Here is a 19,962-nt window from a genome sequence, read left to right as displayed (position 1 = left end):
TTCAAACAGATTTCGGGAGGAGGCGCTCAAACAGCGCCTCTACAGTATTAAAGCGCTCTTCCGGACGTTCCATCGGTACCTGGAATTTGAACATCGTCGCGCCTTCGAATTTGTAGCGTTTTGGCTGGCTCTGGATCAGCTTGATCAGCGTCATCGGGTCGACCGGCGTCTGCGCTTCGAACTCGATGCGCCCACCTTGCGGCCCGCCATCGACCTTCTTGATACCCAGTTGCTCAGCCTGCAATTTCAACGCCGTGATGCGCACCAGATTCTTCGTCGGTTCCGGCAACAAGCCGAAACGGTCGATCATCTCGACTTGCAGATCCTTGAGGCCTTCCTCGTCGGTGGCCGAAGCGATGCGTTTGTACAGAATCAGACGCGCGTGAACATCCGGCAGGTAGTCTTCCGGAATCAGCGCCGGCACTCGCAAGTTGACTTCCGGGCCACCGCCCAGCGGCTGATCGAGGTTCGGTTGTTCGCCCTTACGGATCGATTTCACCGCGCGTTCGAGCATCTCCATATACAGCGTGAAGCCCACGGCCTGAATCTGCCCACTCTGGCCATCGCCGAGCAGTTCGCCGGCGCCACGGATTTCCAGGTCGTTGGTCGCCAGGACGAAACCGGCACCGAGATCCTGAGTATTGGCAATCGCTTCCAGACGCTTTTCCGCGTCCGAGGTAATTTGCTGGCGCGGCGGCGTCAGCAGGTAGGCGTAAGCCTGGTGGTGACTACGGCCGACACGACCACGCAACTGGTGCAGTTGTGCCAGGCCGAACTTGTCGGCGCGCTCGATGATGATGGTGTTGGCGCTCGGCACGTCGATGCCGGTCTCGATGATGGTCGAGGCGATCAGCACGTTGAAGCGCTTGTGATAGAAGTCGCTCATCACCTGTTCGAGTTCGCGCTCGCGCATTTGTCCGTGACCGATGCCGATGCGGGCTTCCGGCACCAGTTCGGCGAGATCGGCGGCGCACTTCTCGATGGTTTTCACATCGTTGTGCAGGTAGTAAACCTGGCCGCCGCGCAGCAGTTCACGGAGCAGGGCCTCTTTGACCGTGCTCTTGTTCTGCTCCATGACGAAGGTGCGCACCGACAGGCGTCGCGCTGGCGGCGTAGCGATGATCGACAGGTCGCGCATACCCGACACCGCCATGTTCAGCGTGCGCGGAATCGGCGTGGCGGTCAGCGTAAGAATGTCGACTTCGCTGCGCAGGGCCTTGAGCTGTTCTTTCTGACGGACACCGAAACGGTGTTCTTCGTCGATGATCACCAGCCCGAGGTTTTTGATTTTTACATCGTCGGACAGCAGCTTGTGCGTGCCAATGACGATGTCGATTTTGCCTTCAGCCAGATCGGCGATCGCCGCGTTCACTTCCTTGGCCGATTTGAAGCGGCTCATTACTTCTACTGTCACGGGCCAGTCGGCGAAGCGGTCGCGGAAGCTGTTGTAGTGCTGCTGGGCGAGCAGGGTGGTCGGCACCAGAATCGCCACCTGACGACCGCCGTGCACGGCGATGAATGCCGCACGCATGGCCACTTCGGTCTTGCCGAAACCGACGTCGCCGCAGACCAGGCGATCCATTGGTTTCGGCGCGAGCATGTCTTCGCGCACGGCTTCGATGGTCGATTGCTGGTCAGGGGTTTCTTCGAACGGGAACCCGGCGCTGAACGTCGCATAATCGGCTTTCGGGTCGGCAAATGCGTAACCCTCGCGAGCGGCGCGACGGGCGTAAATATCGAGCAATTCAGCGGCGACATCACGCACCTGTTCGGCGGCTTTGCGCTTGGCCTTCTGCCAGGTTTCCGAGCCGAGGCGGTGCAGCGGGGCCAGCGCATCGTCACTGCCGGTGTAACGCGCGATCAAGTGCAGGTTGGCTACGGGCACGTAAAGCTTGGCGTTCTCGGCGTATTCGAGGGTGAGGAATTCGGCGGCCTGATTGTCGATCTCCAGAATCGTCAGGCCCAGATAGCGGCCGACACCGTGATCGATGTGCACCACCGGCGCGCCTTCGCGCAGCTCGGTGAGGTTCTTGATCACCGCGTCATTGCTGACGTCACTGCGTTTCTCGCGACGACGACGTTGCATCACGCGCTGACCGAACAGCGGACTTTCCGCGACGAGTGCCAGCGCCGGCTCATCCAGCATCAGGCCTTCGTCGAGCGGGGCAATGGTGATCGCCAGACGATCCTTGCTCGCGACGAAATCAGGCCAGCTGTCGACATTTTTCGGTCGCAGCTTCAGGCGCTCAAGCAACTCCAGCAGGACTTCACGACGGCCCGCTGATTCGGCGGTGAACAGCACGCGACCGGGGAACTCATCGAGGAACGCCGACAGCGCCGCCAGCGGTTGCGTGGCTTTGGCCTCGATTGCCAGATTCGGCAGTGCTTGCGCGGGGAAGCGCTCGCGGCCGACGCCGGTTTCCACGTCTTGTTGACTGGCGACCACACGTGGCCAGCTCTTCAAACGGGCGAAACAGTCTTCCACCGGCAGGAACAATTCTGCCGGCGGCAATAAAGGACGCGATGGATCAACGCGGCGCTCTTCGTAACGATTGCGCACGTCGTTCCAGAAATTCTCCGCAGCTTGTTCGATGCCGGGCAGCGAGAACACTTGCGTGTCTTGCGGCAGGTAATCGAACAGTGTCGAGGTTTCGTCAAAAAACAGCGGCAGGTAATACTCGATCCCGGCCGGGGTGATGCCGCTGCTCAGATCCTGAAAGATCGGGCAGCGTCGGAAATCCACGTCGAAACGCTCGCGGAAACGCGCCTTGAAGCGGGTGACTGCGTCTTTCTGCAGCGGAAACTCACGGGCCGGCAGCAGCTTGACCGAATCGACCTTGTCGATGGAGCGCTGGTTTTCCGGGTCGAAGGTACGCAGGGTTTCGATTTCGTCGTCGAACAGGTCGATGCGATAGGGCAGTTTGCTGCCCATCGGGAATAGATCGATCAGTGCGCCGCGAACGGTGAACTCGCCGTGCTCATAAACCGTGTCGACGTAGCGATAGCCACTGGCTTCGAGTCGCGCACGCATCTGTTCAACATCGAGCTTCTGGCCGACGTCCAGCACCAGGCTGCTGCCGAGCAGGAATTTGGTCGGCGCCAACCGGTGCAACGCTGTGGTGATCGGCACCACCAGCACGCCATGCGCCAGCTCTGGCAGCCTATATAAGCTGGCAATGCGCTGGGAAATGATGTCCTGGTGCGGCGAGAACAGGTCGTACGGCAGAGTTTCCCAGTCAGGGAAATGCAGCACGGGCAAATCCGGGGCGAAGAAACTCAGCTCCTGTTCCAGTCGTTCAGCGCTCTGGCTGTCGGCGGTCAGTAGCAGGGTGAAGCGCTTGGCAGCGCTGGCAGCCTCGGCAATCGCGAGACTGAGGGCAGCACCGGGCAGATTGCCCCAATGCTGTTTACCTGCCTCGGCAGGGAGTAGCGGTAGACGCAGAACGGGCACGGAAGGTTGAGCTCCAGGCTTTGCGACAAAGTCGGTAATTGTAGCGGCGTCCGGTGCCGCCTGTCAGTTGCAGACTACGTCTATCTTCGCTGTTTGGACGAAATGTAGTGGTAACCATAAAAACCAGCGGTTTTTTAGCGATTATGTAGTGCCGAAAGTGGCTGGTGTTACGGAGGGTTACAGACATCGTCTAACAGTCGTCGAAAAATTGACTGCGCTGAAAGCCCCGGTTTTACTGGGCTGGCGCGAGGCGTAATTTTTTTGAACTGGATTTTGTTACCGATTTCGCGACAAGCGCGCATTGCTGAATGAGGTTGTCGGCGGCATAATGTAGCCCCTTTTTTCTGCCCCTACATGTGGAAGGTTACCGTGACTCAGAAGCCCGACCAGTGTCTTGGTGAATGGATCGACCGTGAAGCACTCGCAGAAGCGATGATTCCGCTTATCGGTCAGCTCTACCGCAATAACAACGTGGTGAGCTCGATCTATGGCCGCAGCCTGATCAACCAGTCTGTCATCGCGATTCTCAAAGCTCACCGCTTTGCGCGCCACCGTTCTTCCGACGACAGCGAACTCTCCGTCCACGAAACATTCCCACTGCTCAAGGCCATGAGCGAGCTCAAGCTCGGCGCGGCTTCGGTAGATCTGGGCAAGTTGGCGTTCAAATTCCGTAACGAAGGCAATGGCCGCAGCGCCGAGCAATTCGTTCGTGAAGAAATGGCTGACGTGGTTGGCCAGCAAAACGCTTCCGCACGTAAAGGCACCGACGTTGTGCTGTACGGCTTCGGTCGTATCGGCCGTTTGCTGGCGCGCATCCTGATCGAGAAAACCGGTGGTGGCGACGGTCTGCGTCTGCGTGCCATCGTCGTGCGCAAAGGCGCCGACAACGACCTGACCAAGCGCGCCAGCCTGCTGCGTCGCGATTCGGTCCATGGTTCGTTCAACGGCACCATTACCATCGACGAAGAAAACAACACCATCACCGCCAACGGTAACCTGATCCAGGTGATCTACGCGAAGAACCCGACCGAGGTGGATTACACCCAGTACGGCATCAAAGACGCGCTGCTGGTGGATAACACCGGTGTATGGCGTGACGCCGATGGCCTCGGTCAGCACCTGGCCTGCCCGGGTATCGACCGCGTTGTTCTGACCGCGCCTGGCAAAGGCAAGCTGAAGAACATCGTTCACGGCATCAACCACAACGAAATCACCGCTGACGACAAGATCGTGTCCGCCGCTTCCTGCACTACCAACGCCATCGTGCCGGTGCTGAAAGCTGTGAATGACAAGTTCGGCATCATCAACGGTCACGTCGAAACCGTTCACTCGTACACCAACGACCAGAACCTGATCGACAACTTCCACAAGGGCGATCGCCGTGGCCGTAGCGCCGCGCTGAACATGGTCATCACCGAGACCGGTGCTGCCACCGCTGCTGCCAAGGCCCTGCCTGAGCTGGCCGGCAAGCTGACCGGTAACGCGATCCGCGTTCCGACGCCAAACGTGTCGATGGCCATTCTCAACCTCAACCTTGAGAAAGCCGCTACCCGTGAAGAGATGAACGAGTACCTGCGCTACATGGCGCTGCACTCCGATCTGCACAAGCAAATCGACTTCGTCAACTCGCAGGAAGTGGTTTCGACTGACTTCGTCGGTTCGCGCCACGCCGGTGTGGTCGACGCTGAAGCGACCATCGTTCAGGACAACCGCGTTGTTCTGTACGTCTGGTACGACAACGAGTTCGGCTACAGCTGCCAGGTGGTTCGCGTGATGGAAGACATGGCCGGTGTAAACCCGCCAGCGTTCCCGCGCTAAGCACTCGTTGCAAATGAAAACGCCCCGACTTAGGTCGGGGCGTTTTTGTTTGTGTGCCTTTTATAGCTGTGTTGTCAGTACCGGCCTCTTCGCGAGCAAGCTCGCTCCCACACTGGATCTGTGTCGCTCAGAAAATCCCCTGTGGGAGCGAGCTTGCTCGCGAAAGCGTTCTATCGAGTGCCGCCGGGTATGGCCGCTTGCGCGGTGCGCAGTTCATGCTTATTGCCGCGGAACAACACCAGAGTTGCAATCAATCCCAACACCGCCGCACCACTGAGCCAGATCCCCGGCGCAGCCTTGTTATCCAGCACATGAATCAGATACGTACACGCCGCCGGGGTAAACCCGCCGAACGTCGCGGTTGCCAGGCTGTAAGCCAGCGAGAAACCGGTCGTGCGCACCTCCACCGGCATGATCTCGGTCAGCGCCACCACCATCGCGCCGTTGTACGAACCGTAGAGGAACGACAGCCACAACTCGACAATCAGCAAATGGCTGAAGCTCGGGTTCGCCACGAGCCACGACAGCGCCGGGTAGGCGGTCAGGATCGCCAGAATCGTCGCCGCCAGCAGTAAGGGTTTACGGCCGATCTTGTCAGACACCGAGCCCATCACCGGCAACCAGAAGAAGTTCGACAGGCCGATGCATACCGTTACAAGCAACGCATCGAAGTCCGACAGGTGCAGCTCAGCCTTGCCGAACGTCGGGGTGTAGGCGGTGATCAGGTAAAAAGAAACCGTGGTCATCACCACCAGCGCCATGCCGGCGATGACGATGCCGAAGTTCTGACCGATCGAGCGGACGATTTCCCGCAGGGTAGGGCGGTGTTTTCTGGCCTGGAACTCCGGCGTCTCCTCCAGCGAGCGGCGAATGACGAAGATTACCGGCACAATCATGCAGCCGATCAGGAACGGCACGCGCCAGCCCCAGTCGCCCATTTGTTCCGGGCTCAGCCAGTGATTGAGGCCGACCCCGAGCAGGCCGGCGAAAACCACTGCCGCTTGCTGACTGGCGGATTGCCAACTGACAAAGAAGCCCTTGCGGCCCGGGGTGGCGATCTCTGCCAGATAGACAGATACACCGCCCAGTTCTACGCCAGCGGAAAAGCCTTGCAGCAAGCGACCGAACAGCACGATCAGTGGCGCGGCAACGCCGAGGGTCGCGTAGCCTGGCACACAGGCAATCAGCACCGTACCGGCAGCCATCAACGCCAGCGTGATGATCAGCCCTTGGCGACGGCCATGGCGGTCGATATAGGCGCCGAGGAAAATCGCCCCGAGCGGTCGCATCAGGAAGCCGGCACCAAAGGTTGCCAGTGAAAGCATCAGCGAAGCGAAGGCGCTGTCGGTGGGGAAGAAGGTCTTGGCAATGGCTGTGGCGTAAAAGCCGTAGACCATGAAATCGAACATTTCGAGGAAGTTGCCGCTGACAACGCGAAAAATCGCTTTGCCTTTGCCCGTGGTGGAGGACATGTTCAGGTACTCACTATTGGATTTTGTATAAAGATGTTGCAGATCCTTTAATTCATAATGGCCGTCGCGGTTTTACGGAGAGATGAATAATTGTTCACTGGACGGTTGCTGGGGCTTGTGATTCTGGCTGGCTTGTTGGCTGGCTGCGGCAATGGCGACTCCATGGAAGGCTTCGGTGGGCCGACCATGGGCAGCACATATTCGATCAAGTATGTGCGCCGCGCCGGCTTGCCCGAGCCGAAGCAAGTTCGCGGTGAAGTGGAGGGGATCCTCGGCGAAGTCGATCGGCAGCTATCCACCTATCGCAACGATTCGGACATCGAGCGCTTCAACGCTTTGCCCGCCAACAGCTGTCAGAAAATGCCTGCAGCGGTACTTGAACTGGTCCGCACAGGCGAACAACTGTCAGCGCAAAGCGAAGGCTCCTACGACCTGACTGTCGAACCGCTGATGAATCTCTGGGGGTTCGGCCCGCAGGGGCGCGAAGAGAAAGTCCCTGGCGCCGCCGCACTCGCCGAGGTGATGTCGCGCGTCGGTTATCAGCACTTGCGCATCAATGGCGAGCAGTTGTGCAAGGACGCCGCCGTCGAAGTCGATTTCAACAGCATCGCCGCCGGTTATGCCGTCGACACCATCGCGGCACGGCTCGATGCCATGGGCATCCACGATTACCTCGCTGAAGCCACGGGTGAGCTAAAGGCAAAGGGGCGAAAGCTTGACGGCTCATCGTGGCGCATCGCGCTGGAAGAGCCTCGTGACGATCAACAGGTGACCGAGCACATTATCAATGTCGACGGCTACGGCGTTTCCACCTCCGGCGACTACCGCAACTATTTCCTGCAGAACGGCCGGCGTTATTCCCACACCTTTGATGCGCGCACCGGCGCACCGGTCCTACACGACCTGGCGTCCGTCACGGTGATTCATCCTTCAGCGCTGATGGCCGATGGCCTATCGACGCTGTTGCTGATTCTTGGCCCGGAAAGGGCGTGGGACTATGCGGAAAAACATGACATTGGTGCATTCTTTGTGATTCGTGCCGATACAGGTTTTGTCGTTCGTACCAATACGGCTTTCGAGCGCCTCACTGGCAAGAAAACTGACTGAGAGCAATACGAAAGCTGGCGTTGTAGTGCAGGCAAAAGTAGCCTACGACGCGACCAAGGGTTAATGTGCGCGGCGTTGACGCTTCTATAGACTGTGTCCGGGTTCTTGATTGACCCCCAATTGTTCCTTCGCGCCGCCGTTCGGCGTGATTTAGCCGCCGGTGCTGCTGGCACCGCGGCCTGTTCTGAGGAGTACGCATGGCTGTCTACAACTACGACGTGGTGGTGCTGGGTTCCGGCCCGGCGGGAGAAGGCGCGGCAATGAACGCCGCCAAAGCAGGGCGCAAGGTCGCGATGGTCGACAGCCGTCGCCAGGTCGGCGGCAACTGCACCCACCTCGGCACCATCCCGTCCAAGGCACTGCGTCACTCGGTGCGGCAGATCATGCAGTTCAACACTAACCCGATGTTCCGGGCGATCGGCGAACCACGCTGGTTCTCCTTCCCGGACGTGTTGAAAAGCGCTGAAAAGGTTATTTCCAAACAAGTCGCTTCACGCACCGGCTACTACGCCCGTAACCGCGTCGACGTGTTCTTCGGCACCGGCAGCTTCGCCGATGAGCAAACCATCGAAGTGGTCTGCGCCAACGGCGTGGTCGAGAAACTGGTGGCCAAGCACATCATCATCGCCACCGGTTCGCGCCCGTATCGCCCGGCGGACATCGATTTCCACCACCCGCGTATCTACGATAGCGACACCATCCTCAGCCTCGGCCACACCCCGCGCAAACTGATCGTTTACGGCGCCGGCGTGATCGGTTGCGAATACGCGTCGATCTTCAGCGGTCTGGGTGTGTTGGTTGAACTGGTCGATAACCGTGGTCAGTTGCTGAGCTTCCTCGACTCGGAAATCTCCCAGGCGTTGAGCTATCACTTCAGCAACAACAACATCACCGTGCGCCACAACGAAGATTACGATCGCGTTGAAGGCGTCGACAACGGCGTGATCCTGCACCTCAAGTCCGGCAAGAAGATCAAGGCCGATGCCTTACTCTGGTGCAACGGCCGGACCGGTAACACCGACCAGTTGGGCCTGGAAAACATCGGCGTCAAGGTCAATAGCCGTGGCCAGATCGAGGTCGACGAGGCTTACCGCACCTGCGTGCCGAACATCTACGGTGCCGGTGACGTGATCGGCTGGCCGAGCCTGGCCAGTGCCGCCCACGACCAGGGTCGTTCGGCTGCTGGCAGCATCGTCGATAACGGTAGCTGGCGCTTTGTGAATGACGTGCCGACCGGCATCTACACCATTCCGGAGATCAGCCTCGATCGGCAAGAACGAACATGAACTGACCCAGGCCAAAGTGCCGTACGAAGTCGGCAAGGCGTTCTTCAAGAGCATGGCGCGTGCGCAGATCGCCGGCGAGCCGCAAGGCATGCTGAAGATTCTGTTCCACCGTGAAACCCTGGAAGTGCTGGGCGTTCACTGCTTCGGTTATCAGGCGTCGGAGATCGTTCACATCGGCCAGGCGATCATGAGCCAGCCGGGCGAGCTGAACACCCTGAAGTACTTCGTCAACACCACGTTCAACTACCCGACCATGGCCGAAGCCTATCGGGTAGCGGCGTACGATGGCCTCAACCGGCTTTTTGACGGGCTCCGGCCGGTGGCCTGAGCCGGCCGGGGAGACCGATTTCAGCAATTCTCGAGGGTGGCAGTGGCCAAACCGGGAAAGTCTGTAATCAGGCTGTCAACGCCGAAGTCGGCGAGTCTGCGCATCAGCGCAGGCTCGTTGACGGTCCACACCGACACATGCAGCCCCTGACGCTGCGCCTTTTGCAGACGTTCCGGCGTACACAGCGTCCAGTTCAACGCGAGAATCTCACAGCCATAGCTGGCCGCGACTTTCAATGGGTCGAGCCAGGCGTATTCGGCCACCAATCCGCGTGACACATCCGGCACCAGATCCAGCGCCGCTTTCAGCACTTCCCGCGAACTCGAGGTGATCGTCACCTTGTCGAGCAGGCCATGCCGTTGCGCCATTTCACGAATCGCCAGCACCGTGGTTGCGGCGCGAGTACGTGAAGCGCTTTTGACCTCCAGTTGCCAATGCTCGAAATCACACTTCTCGAACAACTCTTCCAGCGTCGGAATCGGGCACGGCTTGATCCAGCCCGGGCCACCCTTGCGCGCGTCGTAAGTGACCAGCTCGGCGGCGGTGTGTTCGACGACTTTGCCGCGCCGCTCCGTAGTGCGTTTGAGGGTCGGGTCGTGGATGACCATCAACTCGCCGTCCTTGGACAGGTGCAGATCGAGTTCGCAACGGCGCACGCCGTGCTTGAGACATTCCTGAAAGCTGCTCAGGGTGTTTTCCGGTGCTTCGCCCTTGGCGCCGCGGTGGCCGTAGATGAGGGTCACGGTTCTTCCTTAAATTAAATGCCTGATTCGTTCTGTTCGCGGGCCAGACGTCGTTCCTGGGCCTGCTTCTGCAAGATATAGCGGGCGAGCAACTGGCGCTGGGCATCGGTCAGGTGTTCGAACTCGGTACCGATGTCATAACCTTCGCCCTTGCGGTCGCAATGGGTGACGCGGGCACGCAGCAACAGGCCCAGCGCTTGCGGCATCAGCACCAGTTTCACTGACAGGTGAGCGCCGGTGGCAATCGGTGTCGGGTGCTGAAAGTCGATTCCGCCCTCGGAGATGATCACCGGTTGCGGCTCGCCGATATGGCCGAGCACGGTCAGGGCGACCACCTGGCTGAGCAGGTCGATGCGCTTGTTCTGGGATTTCAGGAACGCGGCAATGGCCCGGTCGCGCTCGCTGATCTGCCGCAACAGGTGTTGCGACTCGAATTCACTCAGGTGCAGTTCGCTGAGCAGGTTGAACAGTGGGGAAGCATCCTGCAACACTTCCTGGCCTGCAGCTTCGGGAGCAGACAGGGGCCGAATTTCCAGTGCGATCGTGTCCTCGATACGGTAGTATTCGCGGCGATCTTCTTCATCTAATGTCGACATGGCGAACCCATGGTAGCGGCGGTGGTCTGAGTGTAAAGCTGGTTATCGACCCCCGCCACAAGGACGTTCCTTTTCCCTCCGAACAAGCCCCGACATGTTCAGACCTCTCTTCGTATTTATCGGCACGCGTTATACCCGTGCAAAGCGTCGCAATCATTTTGTGTCATTCATTTCCCTGACTTCGATGATCGGGCTCGCCCTTGGCGTGGTCGTGATGATCGTCGTGTTGTCGGTGATGAACGGCTTCGATCATGAGATGCGCACCCGTGTGCTGGGCATGGTGCCCCACGCGACCATTGAATCCACTGAACCGATCAACGATTGGCAAAGCCTGGCCACCCAGGTCAAGCAGAACCCGCAGGTGACGGCGGTTGCGCCGTTTACGCAGATGCAGGGCCTGCTGACCAATAATGGTCAGGTGTCCAAGGTGTTGCTCAACGCCATCGACCCTGCGCTCGAGCGCAATGTGTCGATCATCGACAACTTCATGAAACAGGGCAAACTCGACGATCTGACGCCGGGCAGTTTCGGCATCGTCATCGGCGACAAGGCTGCGACCAAGCTCGGCGTCGGCATCGGTGACAAGGTCACCTTTGTCGCGCCGGAGGTCAGCGTGACCCCGGCCGGGATGTTCCCGCGCATGAAGCGCTTCACCGTGGTCGGCATTTTCCATGTCGGCGCTGGCGAACTCGATGGCTATCTGGGCGTGACCAACCTGCAGGATCTGGCGAAGATGCACCGCTGGAAACCGGATCAGGTGCAGGGCATTCGCCTGAAGTTCGACGACCTGTTCCAGGCGCCGCGTGTGGCATGGAACATCGCCCAGCAGCTTGGCGAAGACCATTACTACGCCCGCGACTGGACCCGCACCCACGGCAATCTGTATCAGGCGATCCGTATGGAAAAAGCCATGATCGGCCTGCTGTTGTTGCTGATCGTCGCCGTCGCTGCGTTCAACATCATTTCCACGCTGGTGATGGTGGTCAACGACAAGAAGGGCGACATCGCCATTCTGCGTACGTTGGGCGCGACGCCGGGCACGATCATGCGCACGTTTATGGTGCAGGGCACGGTGATCGGTGTGGTCGGCACGGCGATTGGCGCGGTGGTCGGTATTTTCGCCGCGCTTAATGTCAGCGCGGCGATCTCGGCACTGGAAGGCCTGATCGGCCACAAATTCCTTAATGCTGACGTGTATTTCATTGATTATCTTCCGTCGCAGGTGCAGAGCCAGGATGTGGTCATGGTCTGCGCCGCTGCGTTGGTCCTGAGTTTCCTCGCCACCCTGTATCCAGCCTGGCGTGCGGCGCGCACCCAGCCGGCGGAGGCGCTACGTTATGAGTGAGTCGGGCATGAGTGAACAAGCAATCCTGAGCTGCCGCAACCTGGGCAAATCTTACGAGGAAGGCCCGGAATCGGTAGAAGTACTGGCCGGCCTGCAACTGGAGTTACACCCGGGCGAGCGCGTCGCGATCGTCGGCACCTCGGGTTCGGGCAAAAGTACCTTGCTCAACCTGCTCGGCGGCCTCGATACGCCGACCAAGGGCAGCGTCTGGCTCGACGGTGAAGAACTGTCGGCGCTGAGCGAGAAGAAGCGTGGCCTGCTGCGTAACCGTGCGCTCGGTTTCGTTTACCAGTTCCACCACTTGCTGCCGGAATTCACCGCACTGGAAAACGTCTGCATGCCGCTGCTGATCGGCAAGACGCCGATCCCGGAAGCGCGTCAGCGCGCCACGGCGTTGCTGGAGCGCGTCGGCCTCGGTCATCGCCTGGAGCACAAACCGGCGGAACTGTCCGGCGGTGAACGTCAGCGTGTGGCCATCGCCCGCGCCCTGGTGAACAAGCCGGGCCTGGTGATGCTCGACGAGCCAACCGGCAACCTCGACTCCCACACCGCCCAAGGCATTCAGGATTTGATGCTGGAACTCAGCACCTCCATGCGCACGGCGTTCCTGGTGGTGACTCACGACATGAACCTGGCCCGCCAGATGGATCGCGTACTGCACCTGCAAGAAGGTTGCCTCACGCCTATCTGACTGGCTGAAACCCGACGTCTGTAAAGGCGTCGGGTCTTTTATTTTTATACGGTGCCCCAGCGAATGTTCAGACCGTTATCGATCTTTATCGGCACGCGCTATACCCGCGCCAAGCGCCGCAATCGCTTTGTTTCGTTCATTTCGATGACCTCGATGATCGGCCTCGCCCTCGGCGTGCTGGCGATGATCGTGGTGTTGTCGGTGATGAATGGCTTCCAGCGCGAAATGAGCTCGCGCATCCTCGGCATGGTGCCCCACGCGACCATCGTTGGCGTCAAGCCGATCGATGACTGGCAGCCGGTGGCCGCCGCCGCGATGAAAAATCCTGAAGTGACTGCCGCCGTGCCGTTCACTGAGATGGAAGGCATGCTCTCCTACAAGGGCTTGATGCAGCCGATCCAGATCAGCGGCGTCGATCCTGCGCAGGAAGGCAAGGTGTCGATTGTTGCCCAGCACATTGTGCAGGGCCGTCTGGATGCCTTGAAGCCCGGCGAGTTCGGCGTGGTGATTGGCGAAATCACCGCCCGCCGTTTCCGTCTCAATGTTGGCGACAAGATCACCCTGATCGTCCCGGAAGTCAGCACTGCGCCGGGTGGCATCACCCCGCGCATGCAGCGTTTGAACGTTGTTGGCGTGTTCAAGGTTGGCGCCGAACTGGACGGCTCGATGGGCCTGATCCATGTGGCTGACGCCGCGACCATGCAGCATTGGGAGCCGAATCAGGTGCAGAGCGTGCGTCTGGCGGTGAAAGACCTGTACGCCGCGCCGAAAGTCTCTTCGGACATCGCCGCCGGCTTGGGCGCCGAGTTCAAGGCTGACGACTGGACCCACACCCAGGGCAGCCTGTTCAGTGCGATGAAAATGGAAAAAACCATGATCGGCCTGCTGTTGCTGATGATCGTCGCGGTGGCGGCGTTCAACATCATCGCAACGCTGATCATGGTGGTGAACGACAAAGGCGCGGACATCGCTATTTTGCGTACCATCGGCGCCACGCCACGGCAGATCATGGCGATCTTCATGGTGCAAGGCACGGTGATCGGTATTGTCGGCACGATCATTGGCGGCGTGTTGGGCGTGATCGCCGCGCTGAATGTCAGTCAGATCGTGGGCTGGATCGAGCGAGTCAGCGGGCAGCATATCTTCAGTTCGGATGTGTATTTCGTCAGCAATTTGCCGTCGGAATTGCAGGGTGGGGACGTGCTGTTGATCTGCTCGGCGGGCTTTATTCTGAGCTTTCTGGCTACGGTGTATCCGGCCTGGCGGGCGGCGAAGATCGAACCGGCTCACGCCCTGAGATATTCGTAAGCGACTCCATGCTCGTTCCCACGCTCTGCGTGGGAACGCCTCAACGGACGCTCCGCGTTCGGCTCTGGAAGGGACGCGGAGCGTCCCGGGCTGCATTCCCACGCAGAGCGTGGGAACGATCAGGTTCGAGGCAACTCAATCACAAACCGCGTCCATCCTGCTTCAGATTCGCAATGAATCTGCCCACCATGGGCGCGGACGATCGACTGAGTAATCGCCAGCCCCAATCCCGCATGCTCACTGCTGCCTTCCTGCCGCGCCGGATCGGCCCGATAAAACCGGTCGAACAAGCGTGGCAGCAGCTCCGCAGAAATCCCCTCGCCGCTGTTTTCTATTGAAACGCGCACAGCGTTCGGTAGCTCAACGATCCGCAAGCTCACATAGCCCTCAGCCGGGGTAAACCGCAGTGCGTTATCCAGCAAATTCGACAGCGCCCGGCGTAACATGCTGCGATCACCTTCGATCCGCGCATTGCCCTCGCGCGTCAGCTTGACCCCGGCGTCCTCCGCCAGCGGCGCAAAAAACTCTAGTAGCACATCAGTTTCATCCGCCAGTTCCAGCGGTTCACGCTTGGGCATCAGCAAACCGTGGTCAGCCTTGGCCAGGTACAACATGTCGTTGACCAGTTGCGCCATCCATTGCAGCTCTTCGAGGTTGCTGTGCAGCGCTTCGCGGTAATCCTCGATCGGCCGGGGGCGGGTGAGGGTGACCTGGGTGTGGGTCAGCAGGTTCGACAGCGGTGTGCGCAGTTCATGGGCGATGTCGGCGGAAAACGCCGAGAGCCGCTGAAACGAGTCGTCGAGGCGTGCGAGCATGGCGTTGAAGCTGTGGGCCATTTCCGCAAGCTCGGGCGGCATTTGCGCTTCCGGTAGTCGGGCATTCAGCGATTGTGCGGAAATCCCACGGGCAACGGCGCTCATGCGCCGCAACGGACGCAAGCCGCTGCGGGCCGCCCAGGCGCCGAGCAAGGCAGTGGCCAGCGCCGAGAGACCGACCGTCAGCCAGATCAGGTGCTGCATGCGTTGCAGGAAGTGTTGGTGATGGGTGATGTCGAGCAACAAGGACAATTGCGGTGAATCGGCTTTGTCCGGGTAGAGCGGGGCGTTGAGCACGCGGTAATCGGTGCCGTCGTTGCTAACAGTCGACAGGCCGGATTGTTGCGGTAAATCCTTGGGGATTAGCGTCGAACTGTCGTACCAGCGTTGGCCGTCGCCGCCAGTGATGCGCAGCGACAGATCGGCCTGACGACTCAACTCATCCGCCAGCCGTGCTTCACGTTGGCCGGGTTGAAGATCCTGCAAGGCGCGGCGCAGGCCGATCAGCTTGCCGTCCAGTTGTTGCTGGTCGAGTTCGATGAAGTGCGCTTCGCTGGCACGGTTGAACAACACCCCGGCGAACAGCGAAACCACCGCGGTGCAGGCGGCAAACAACAAGGCCAGGCGTGAACTCAGAGACAAACGACGCATCAGGCGCCACGCTCTTCGAGCACGTAACCCATGCCGCGCACGGTGTGGATCAGTTTGTTGGGGAATTCATCGTCGATTTTCAGACGCAAACGGCGGATCGCCACTTCGATGACATTGGTGTCGCTGTCGAAATTCATGTCCCAGACCTGTGAGGCGATCAGCGATTTCGGCAGCACCTCACCCTGACGACGCAGAAGCATTTCCAATAGCGCGAATTCCTTGGCGGTGAGATCAATGCGTTGGCCACTGCGTTCGACCCGACGGCGAATCAGGTCCAGACGCAGATCGGCCAATTGCAGGCTGGTTTCTTGCGGTGTAGCACTGCCGCGACGCAACAGGCTGCGCACCCGCGCCAGAAGTTCGGAGAAGGCGAACGGTTTGACCAGATAGTCGTCGGCTCCCAGTTCCAGGCCATGCACCCTGTCTTCCACGGCGTCTTTGGCCGTCAGAAAAAGTACCGGCGTATCCAGCCCGGCGCTGCGCACCGCTTGCAGAATCTGCCAGCCGTTGCGGCCCGGCAGCATCACGTCGAGGATCAGCAGCGCAAAATCACCGCTCAGTGCCAGTTGCTGACCGCTGTTGCCATCGGCCACCAGCTCCGTATTGAACCCGGCCTCGGTCAGGCCCTGGCGCAGGTATTGGCCGGTTTTCGCTTGGTCTTCGACGATCAACAGTTTCATGGGCAACTCGGTTTTGTTCGGGGTGTAGAAACGAAAGCTTTATACCTTGAGAGCAGGCGATAGGCGCCAACCTGACAAAGTTGTAATCTGCCTGTCAGGTAGATGCCAGCGCAGGCCGGCTAAAGTTTCCCACAGGCTGAACCTTATCTTGTTGGAGAACGACCATGTTTTTACGCCAATCCCTGACGTTGGCTGCCTGTCTGTTGGCGCTGAGTTCGCCAGTGTGGGCCGCGCCAGCTCACACCTACGATTTTGGCCAGCCAGCAGCTGCCGCCAACGCCACGCGTAGCATTGAAGTGGTGTTGAACGACATGTCGTTCGACCCTAAGGCGATTCAGATCAAGGCCGGTGAGACCGTTCGTTTTGTGCTGGTGAATAAAGGCCAGTTGTTGCACGAATTCAACCTCGGTGACGCAGCGATGCACGCCAAACACCAGCAGGAAATGTTGCAAATGCAGCAAAGCGGCATGCTTACGCCTACCGGTATGAAGGAAATGTCCCACGACATGGCTGGCATGGATCACGCAGCGATGGGCCACGGCATGAAGCACGATGACCCCAATAGCGTGTTGGTCGAGCCGGGCAAAACTGCCGAGCTGACCTGGACCTTCAGCAAGGCCACGAGCCTGGAATTCGCCTGCAATATTCCCGGGCATTATCAGGCGGGCATGGTCGGCAAACTGACGGTCAGTCAGTAAGCACTCAAAGGCGCGGGCAAAGACTGGTAGAATCCGCTGATTCTTCAGTCAGGTTTCCGCCATGCATCCCGCAGCCGAACATTCGCCGCTGGGCAAATCCAGCGAATACATCGCCACATACACGCCGTCCCTGCTGTTCCCGATTCCGCGCACCGCGAAATGGGCCGAACTGGGCCTGACCGCCGAAACCCTGCCGTATAAAGGTGTGGATTTCTGGAACTGCTTCGAGCTGTCGTGGCTGCTGCCGTCGGGCAAGCCGGTGGTGGCGATCGGCGAGTTCAGTATTCCGGCGGATTCGCCGAATATCATCGAGTCGAAGTCGTTCAAGCTGTATCTGAACTCGCTGAACCAGACGGCGTTTGCCGACGTTGCGAGCCTGGAGGCGACGCTGGTCAAGGATTTGTCGGCCGCTGCCGGCAAACCGGTGGGCGTGCGGGTACGAAGCTTGAAGGACGTCGAAGCGGAAGGCGTCGTGGCGTTGCCGGGCGTATGCATCGACGATTTGGATATCAGCGTCAGCAACTATGAGCATCCGCGCCCGGAACTGTTGCGTTGCGATGATTCGCGGATTGTTGAAGAGACGGTCTATAGCCACCTGCTCAAATCCAATTGCCCGGTGACCAGTCAGCCGGACTGGGGCACGGTGGTGGTGGAATATCGTGGCTCGGCGCTGGATCATGCGAGTCTGCTGGAATACATCGTCAGCTTCCGCCAGCATTCGGACTTCCATGAGCAGTGTGTGGAGCGGATTTTCCTCGATCTGCAGCGCTTGTTGAAACCCGAGAAATTAACGGTATTTGCACGTTACGTGCGTCGTGGTGGTCTGGATATCAATCCGTATCGCAGCACCGAAAGCGTACAGCTGCCGAACCACCGGCTCGTACGTCAATAAAGATCCAGAATGTGCGATATCCCATGAGGGAGCGAGCTTGCTCGCGAAGGCGTCGTGTCAGTCGACATCATCGTTGAATGACTCACCGCATTCGCGAGCAAGCTCGCTCCCACAGGGAAGTGTGTTTCAAGTCCGGAAATGAAAAAGCCCTGCCAGTGATGGCAGGGCTTTTTGCGTTTCGGGGGGAATCAGATCCCCATGCTGCCCAGCGCGTTGACGATATTGCGCAAGGTGCCAGCTATGGTTGGATGGTCAACTTCAAAGCGTTCAACGGCGAGGTTCACGCCGTCGGCAATGTTCGAATCGTTGGTCTTGGTTTCGAGTTCAAGTTCCAGTTCAATCTGCTTCATCAGCGCATGCAAATCCTCACGCTCAACTTCCGACAGCGGCGGATTCTGCTCCAGCTGCTCGCGCAGGGTCTCGAGCTGTTTTTGCAGTTCTTGGGCGGGCATGGTGTTTTCCTTTTATCAATAGGCACTGGCATTGACCGCAGCCGCGCGCCAAAGGTCTATGGCTGACCTTTAGATTAATCCACTCCCGGCAAACCTGCATGATCCCGGTCAGGGCTTTTCGCCTTTGAGGCGGCGCAGGCGGATGTCCGCCAGGCAAGTGTCGAGTTCACCCAGGTGATCGATTACCGAATGCACGCCCAGCCCGAATAACTGCACGGTGGCCTTGCCACGCAAGTGTTCGCGTTCTTTCTGGCTCAAGGCTTGCCATTCCTGAGGTGCCAGGCCGCAGAGCGAGCCGCAGGAGGCGAGGCCGATGGTCCACAGGCCGGCATTCAGTCCAGCTTCCAGCAGGCGCGGTTCGCCACTGACCAGCACGCAACCGTCCAGGCTACCGACGTTCAGCGTCATCAATGCTTGCCAACAGGCGTTCGGGGCGGGCCATGGATTGATTGTTGCCGAATGTTGCGCGGGTTTGATCCACGCTGGCAATGAGACCGACAACGCTTGCGCGAGGGGCGGGGGCAATTCATCTAGCCAGGCGCAGGGAATCTGCTGGCGCTGCAGGCTGTGCAGGCTGTCGAGTGCGCCGGGTGTGGGCTCGGCATGCTCGGGCAGGGCGATCGTCTGTTGCCGGGCGCGAGCACCGAAATCCACCAGACAACCGCTGAGTCCGAACAGTACGGCCGTCAGGCTGGGGGCGGCGACGGGCAAGGTTTCGGCGTGTGTCATGGCAACGTCCCTGAAATAACGATCAGGCTAGGGCGTCTCAGTGACAGTTGGATGACAGCGGTGTGAAGGCGACGCGCGAAGCGTCCTACAGACTGCTTCATTGCGCAGACTGTCCAAACGGGCTTTTGCGCTTATACTAGCGACCTGAATACCCGGACCCAGAGGTCCGCGACAGTACCATTCCAAGGAGTTTTTCTATGCGCTGGAGCAATCCGCTCGCTCAGCTTTGTGTATGTGCCGGCCTGTTGCTGGCCCCGTTTGCCTCTCAGGCGGCAACGGAAGAAGACCCTTGGGAAAGCGTCAACCGTCCGATCTTCCAGTTCAACGACTTCGTTGACACCTACGCGCTGAAGCCATTGGCGCAGGGCTATGAGTTCGTTACACCGCAGTTTCTCGAAGACGGCATTCACAACATGTTCCGCAACGTCGGTGACGTCACCAACCTTGCCAACAACATTCTGCAGGCCAAACCGGCTGCCGCTGGCGTCGACACCGCGCGCCTGATCTTCAACACTACCTTTGGTCTGCTCGGCTTCTTTGATGTCGGCACCAAAATGGGCCTGAACCGCAGCGATGAAGACTTTGGTCAGACCCTCGGTTACTGGGGCGTCGGCAGCGGTCCGTACGTAATGCTGCCATTGCTCGGCCCAAGCACCCTGCGTGATGCACCGTCGAAATACGTCGACAGCTACACCGGTATGTACCGCTACATCGACGACGTGCCGGCGCGTAATTCGATCTTCGGCCTGAACATCGTCGACACCCGCGCGAGCTTGCTGTCGAGCGAGAAGCTGATCAGCGGCGACAAGTACACCTTCATCCGCAACGCTTACTTGCAGAACCGCGAGTTCAAAGTGAAGGATGGCCAGGTCGAAGACGATTTTTAATCTCGACCGGTAA

16 protein-coding genes and 1 pseudogene are annotated in these 19,962 nt (G+C 59.4%); 9 read left to right on the top strand and 8 right to left on the bottom strand.

Going from position 1 to position 19,962, the window contains the following annotated elements; genetic code table 11:
- Window position 1 precedes the first annotated feature (1 nt).
- Window positions 2-3,451, bottom strand: coding sequence for a transcription-repair coupling factor (gene mfd / locus AB4N74_RS14435; RefSeq protein ID WP_093433689.1), 3,450 nt, complete (start codon window positions 3,449-3,451; stop codon window positions 2-4).
- A 354-nt stretch (window positions 3,452-3,805) separates the two neighbouring features.
- Here mfd and AB4N74_RS14430 point away from each other — a divergent pair, with 354 nt between their 5' ends.
- A complete protein-coding gene (locus AB4N74_RS14430; RefSeq protein WP_186624461.1) occupies window positions 3,806-5,269 on the top strand; it encodes a glyceraldehyde-3-phosphate dehydrogenase in 1,464 nt (487 codons plus the stop codon).
- 170 nt (window positions 5,270-5,439) lie between these two features.
- On the opposite strand, the gene tcuC is transcribed toward AB4N74_RS14430, so the two are convergent.
- Complete coding sequence (gene tcuC / locus AB4N74_RS14425) at window positions 5,440-6,741, bottom strand: MFS transporter (protein ID WP_093433694.1); 1,302 nt, start codon at window positions 6,739-6,741, stop codon at window positions 5,440-5,442.
- Between the two features lie 162 nt (window positions 6,742-6,903).
- Between tcuC and AB4N74_RS14420 the strand changes: the two genes are divergently transcribed.
- Both AB4N74_RS14420 and sthA read left to right on the top strand, forming a co-directional pair.
- Complete coding sequence (locus AB4N74_RS14420; protein ID WP_460092246.1) at window positions 6,904-7,848, top strand: FAD:protein FMN transferase; 945 nt, start codon at window positions 6,904-6,906, stop codon at window positions 7,846-7,848.
- Between the two features lie 197 nt (window positions 7,849-8,045).
- Window positions 8,046-9,462 (top strand): annotated as a pseudogene (gene sthA, locus AB4N74_RS14415) (Si-specific NAD(P)(+) transhydrogenase).
- A gap of 20 nt (window positions 9,463-9,482) precedes the next feature.
- Here the strand turns inward: sthA and AB4N74_RS14410 are convergent.
- On the bottom strand, window positions 9,483-10,205 hold the full coding sequence (locus tag AB4N74_RS14410; RefSeq protein WP_007910500.1) for a glycerophosphodiester phosphodiesterase: 723 nt from the start codon (window positions 10,203-10,205) through the stop codon (window positions 9,483-9,485).
- Between the two features lie 14 nt (window positions 10,206-10,219).
- The gene (locus tag AB4N74_RS14405) at window positions 10,220-10,801 is read right to left on the bottom strand and encodes a PilZ domain-containing protein (RefSeq protein ID WP_007910502.1); all 582 of its coding nucleotides are present in this window, start codon (window positions 10,799-10,801) and stop codon (window positions 10,220-10,222) included.
- 94 nt (window positions 10,802-10,895) lie between these two features.
- Here AB4N74_RS14405 and AB4N74_RS14400 point away from each other — a divergent pair, with 94 nt between their 5' ends.
- The 3 genes from AB4N74_RS14400 (at window position 10,896) to AB4N74_RS14390 (ending at window position 14,145) form a co-directional block, all read left to right on the top strand.
- Window positions 10,896-12,146: a lipoprotein-releasing ABC transporter permease subunit gene (locus tag AB4N74_RS14400; RefSeq protein WP_034156426.1), complete on the top strand. Its 1,251-nt coding sequence runs from the start codon at window positions 10,896-10,898 to the stop codon at window positions 12,144-12,146.
- The gene (lolD, locus tag AB4N74_RS14395) at window positions 12,139-12,837 is read left to right on the top strand and encodes a lipoprotein-releasing ABC transporter ATP-binding protein LolD (RefSeq protein WP_007910506.1); all 699 of its coding nucleotides are present in this window, start codon (window positions 12,139-12,141) and stop codon (window positions 12,835-12,837) included. Before AB4N74_RS14400 ends, lolD begins: the two co-directional genes overlap by 8 nt.
- Before the next feature lie 63 nt (window positions 12,838-12,900).
- Window positions 12,901-14,145: a lipoprotein-releasing ABC transporter permease subunit gene (locus AB4N74_RS14390; protein WP_102902248.1), complete on the top strand. Its 1,245-nt coding sequence runs from the start codon at window positions 12,901-12,903 to the stop codon at window positions 14,143-14,145.
- A 119-nt stretch (window positions 14,146-14,264) separates the two neighbouring features.
- On the opposite strand, the gene AB4N74_RS14385 is transcribed toward AB4N74_RS14390, so the two are convergent.
- Together AB4N74_RS14385 and AB4N74_RS14380 are read right to left on the bottom strand one after the other, a co-directional pair.
- Window positions 14,265-15,611 carry a heavy metal sensor histidine kinase gene (locus AB4N74_RS14385; RefSeq protein WP_460100944.1) on the bottom strand — a complete coding sequence of 449 codons (1,347 nt, stop codon included), beginning with the start codon at window positions 15,609-15,611 and terminating at the stop codon, window positions 14,265-14,267.
- The gene (locus tag AB4N74_RS14380; protein WP_093433705.1) at window positions 15,611-16,291 is read right to left on the bottom strand and encodes a heavy metal response regulator transcription factor; all 681 of its coding nucleotides are present in this window, start codon (window positions 16,289-16,291) and stop codon (window positions 15,611-15,613) included. Before AB4N74_RS14380 ends, AB4N74_RS14385 begins: the two co-directional genes overlap by 1 nt.
- Window positions 16,292-16,455: 164 nt before the next feature.
- On the opposite strand from AB4N74_RS14380, the gene copI reads away from it, so the two are divergent.
- Both copI and queF read left to right on the top strand, forming a co-directional pair.
- Entirely contained in the window at window positions 16,456-16,989 is a 534-nt protein-coding gene (copI, locus tag AB4N74_RS14375) for a copper-resistant cuproprotein CopI (RefSeq protein WP_093433708.1), read from the top strand.
- Window positions 16,990-17,050: 61 nt separating this feature from the next.
- A complete protein-coding gene (queF, locus tag AB4N74_RS14370; protein WP_460091617.1) occupies window positions 17,051-17,881 on the top strand; it encodes an NADPH-dependent 7-cyano-7-deazaguanine reductase QueF in 831 nt (276 codons plus the stop codon).
- 188 nt (window positions 17,882-18,069) lie between these two features.
- Here the strand turns inward: queF and AB4N74_RS14365 are convergent, their stop codons facing one another.
- Window positions 18,070-18,333: a DUF4404 family protein gene (locus AB4N74_RS14365; RefSeq protein ID WP_460100939.1), complete on the bottom strand. Its 264-nt coding sequence runs from the start codon at window positions 18,331-18,333 to the stop codon at window positions 18,070-18,072.
- 108 nt (window positions 18,334-18,441) lie between these two features.
- Window positions 18,442-19,062, bottom strand: a complete 621-nt coding sequence (locus AB4N74_RS14360; RefSeq protein ID WP_186624454.1) for an HAD family phosphatase — start codon at window positions 19,060-19,062, stop codon at window positions 18,442-18,444.
- A 197-nt stretch (window positions 19,063-19,259) separates the two neighbouring features.
- Between AB4N74_RS14360 and AB4N74_RS14355 the strand changes: the two genes are divergently transcribed.
- Window positions 19,260-19,949, top strand: coding sequence for an MlaA family lipoprotein (locus tag AB4N74_RS14355; protein ID WP_093433716.1), 690 nt, complete (start codon window positions 19,260-19,262; stop codon window positions 19,947-19,949).
- Window positions 19,950-19,962 lie beyond the last annotated feature (13 nt).

The sequence above is a fragment of the Pseudomonas sp. H3_C08 genome (assembly GCF_054669455.1).
The sequence above is the reverse complement of the archived record's forward strand: the minus strand, read 5'-3'. Positions and strand labels throughout refer to the sequence as shown.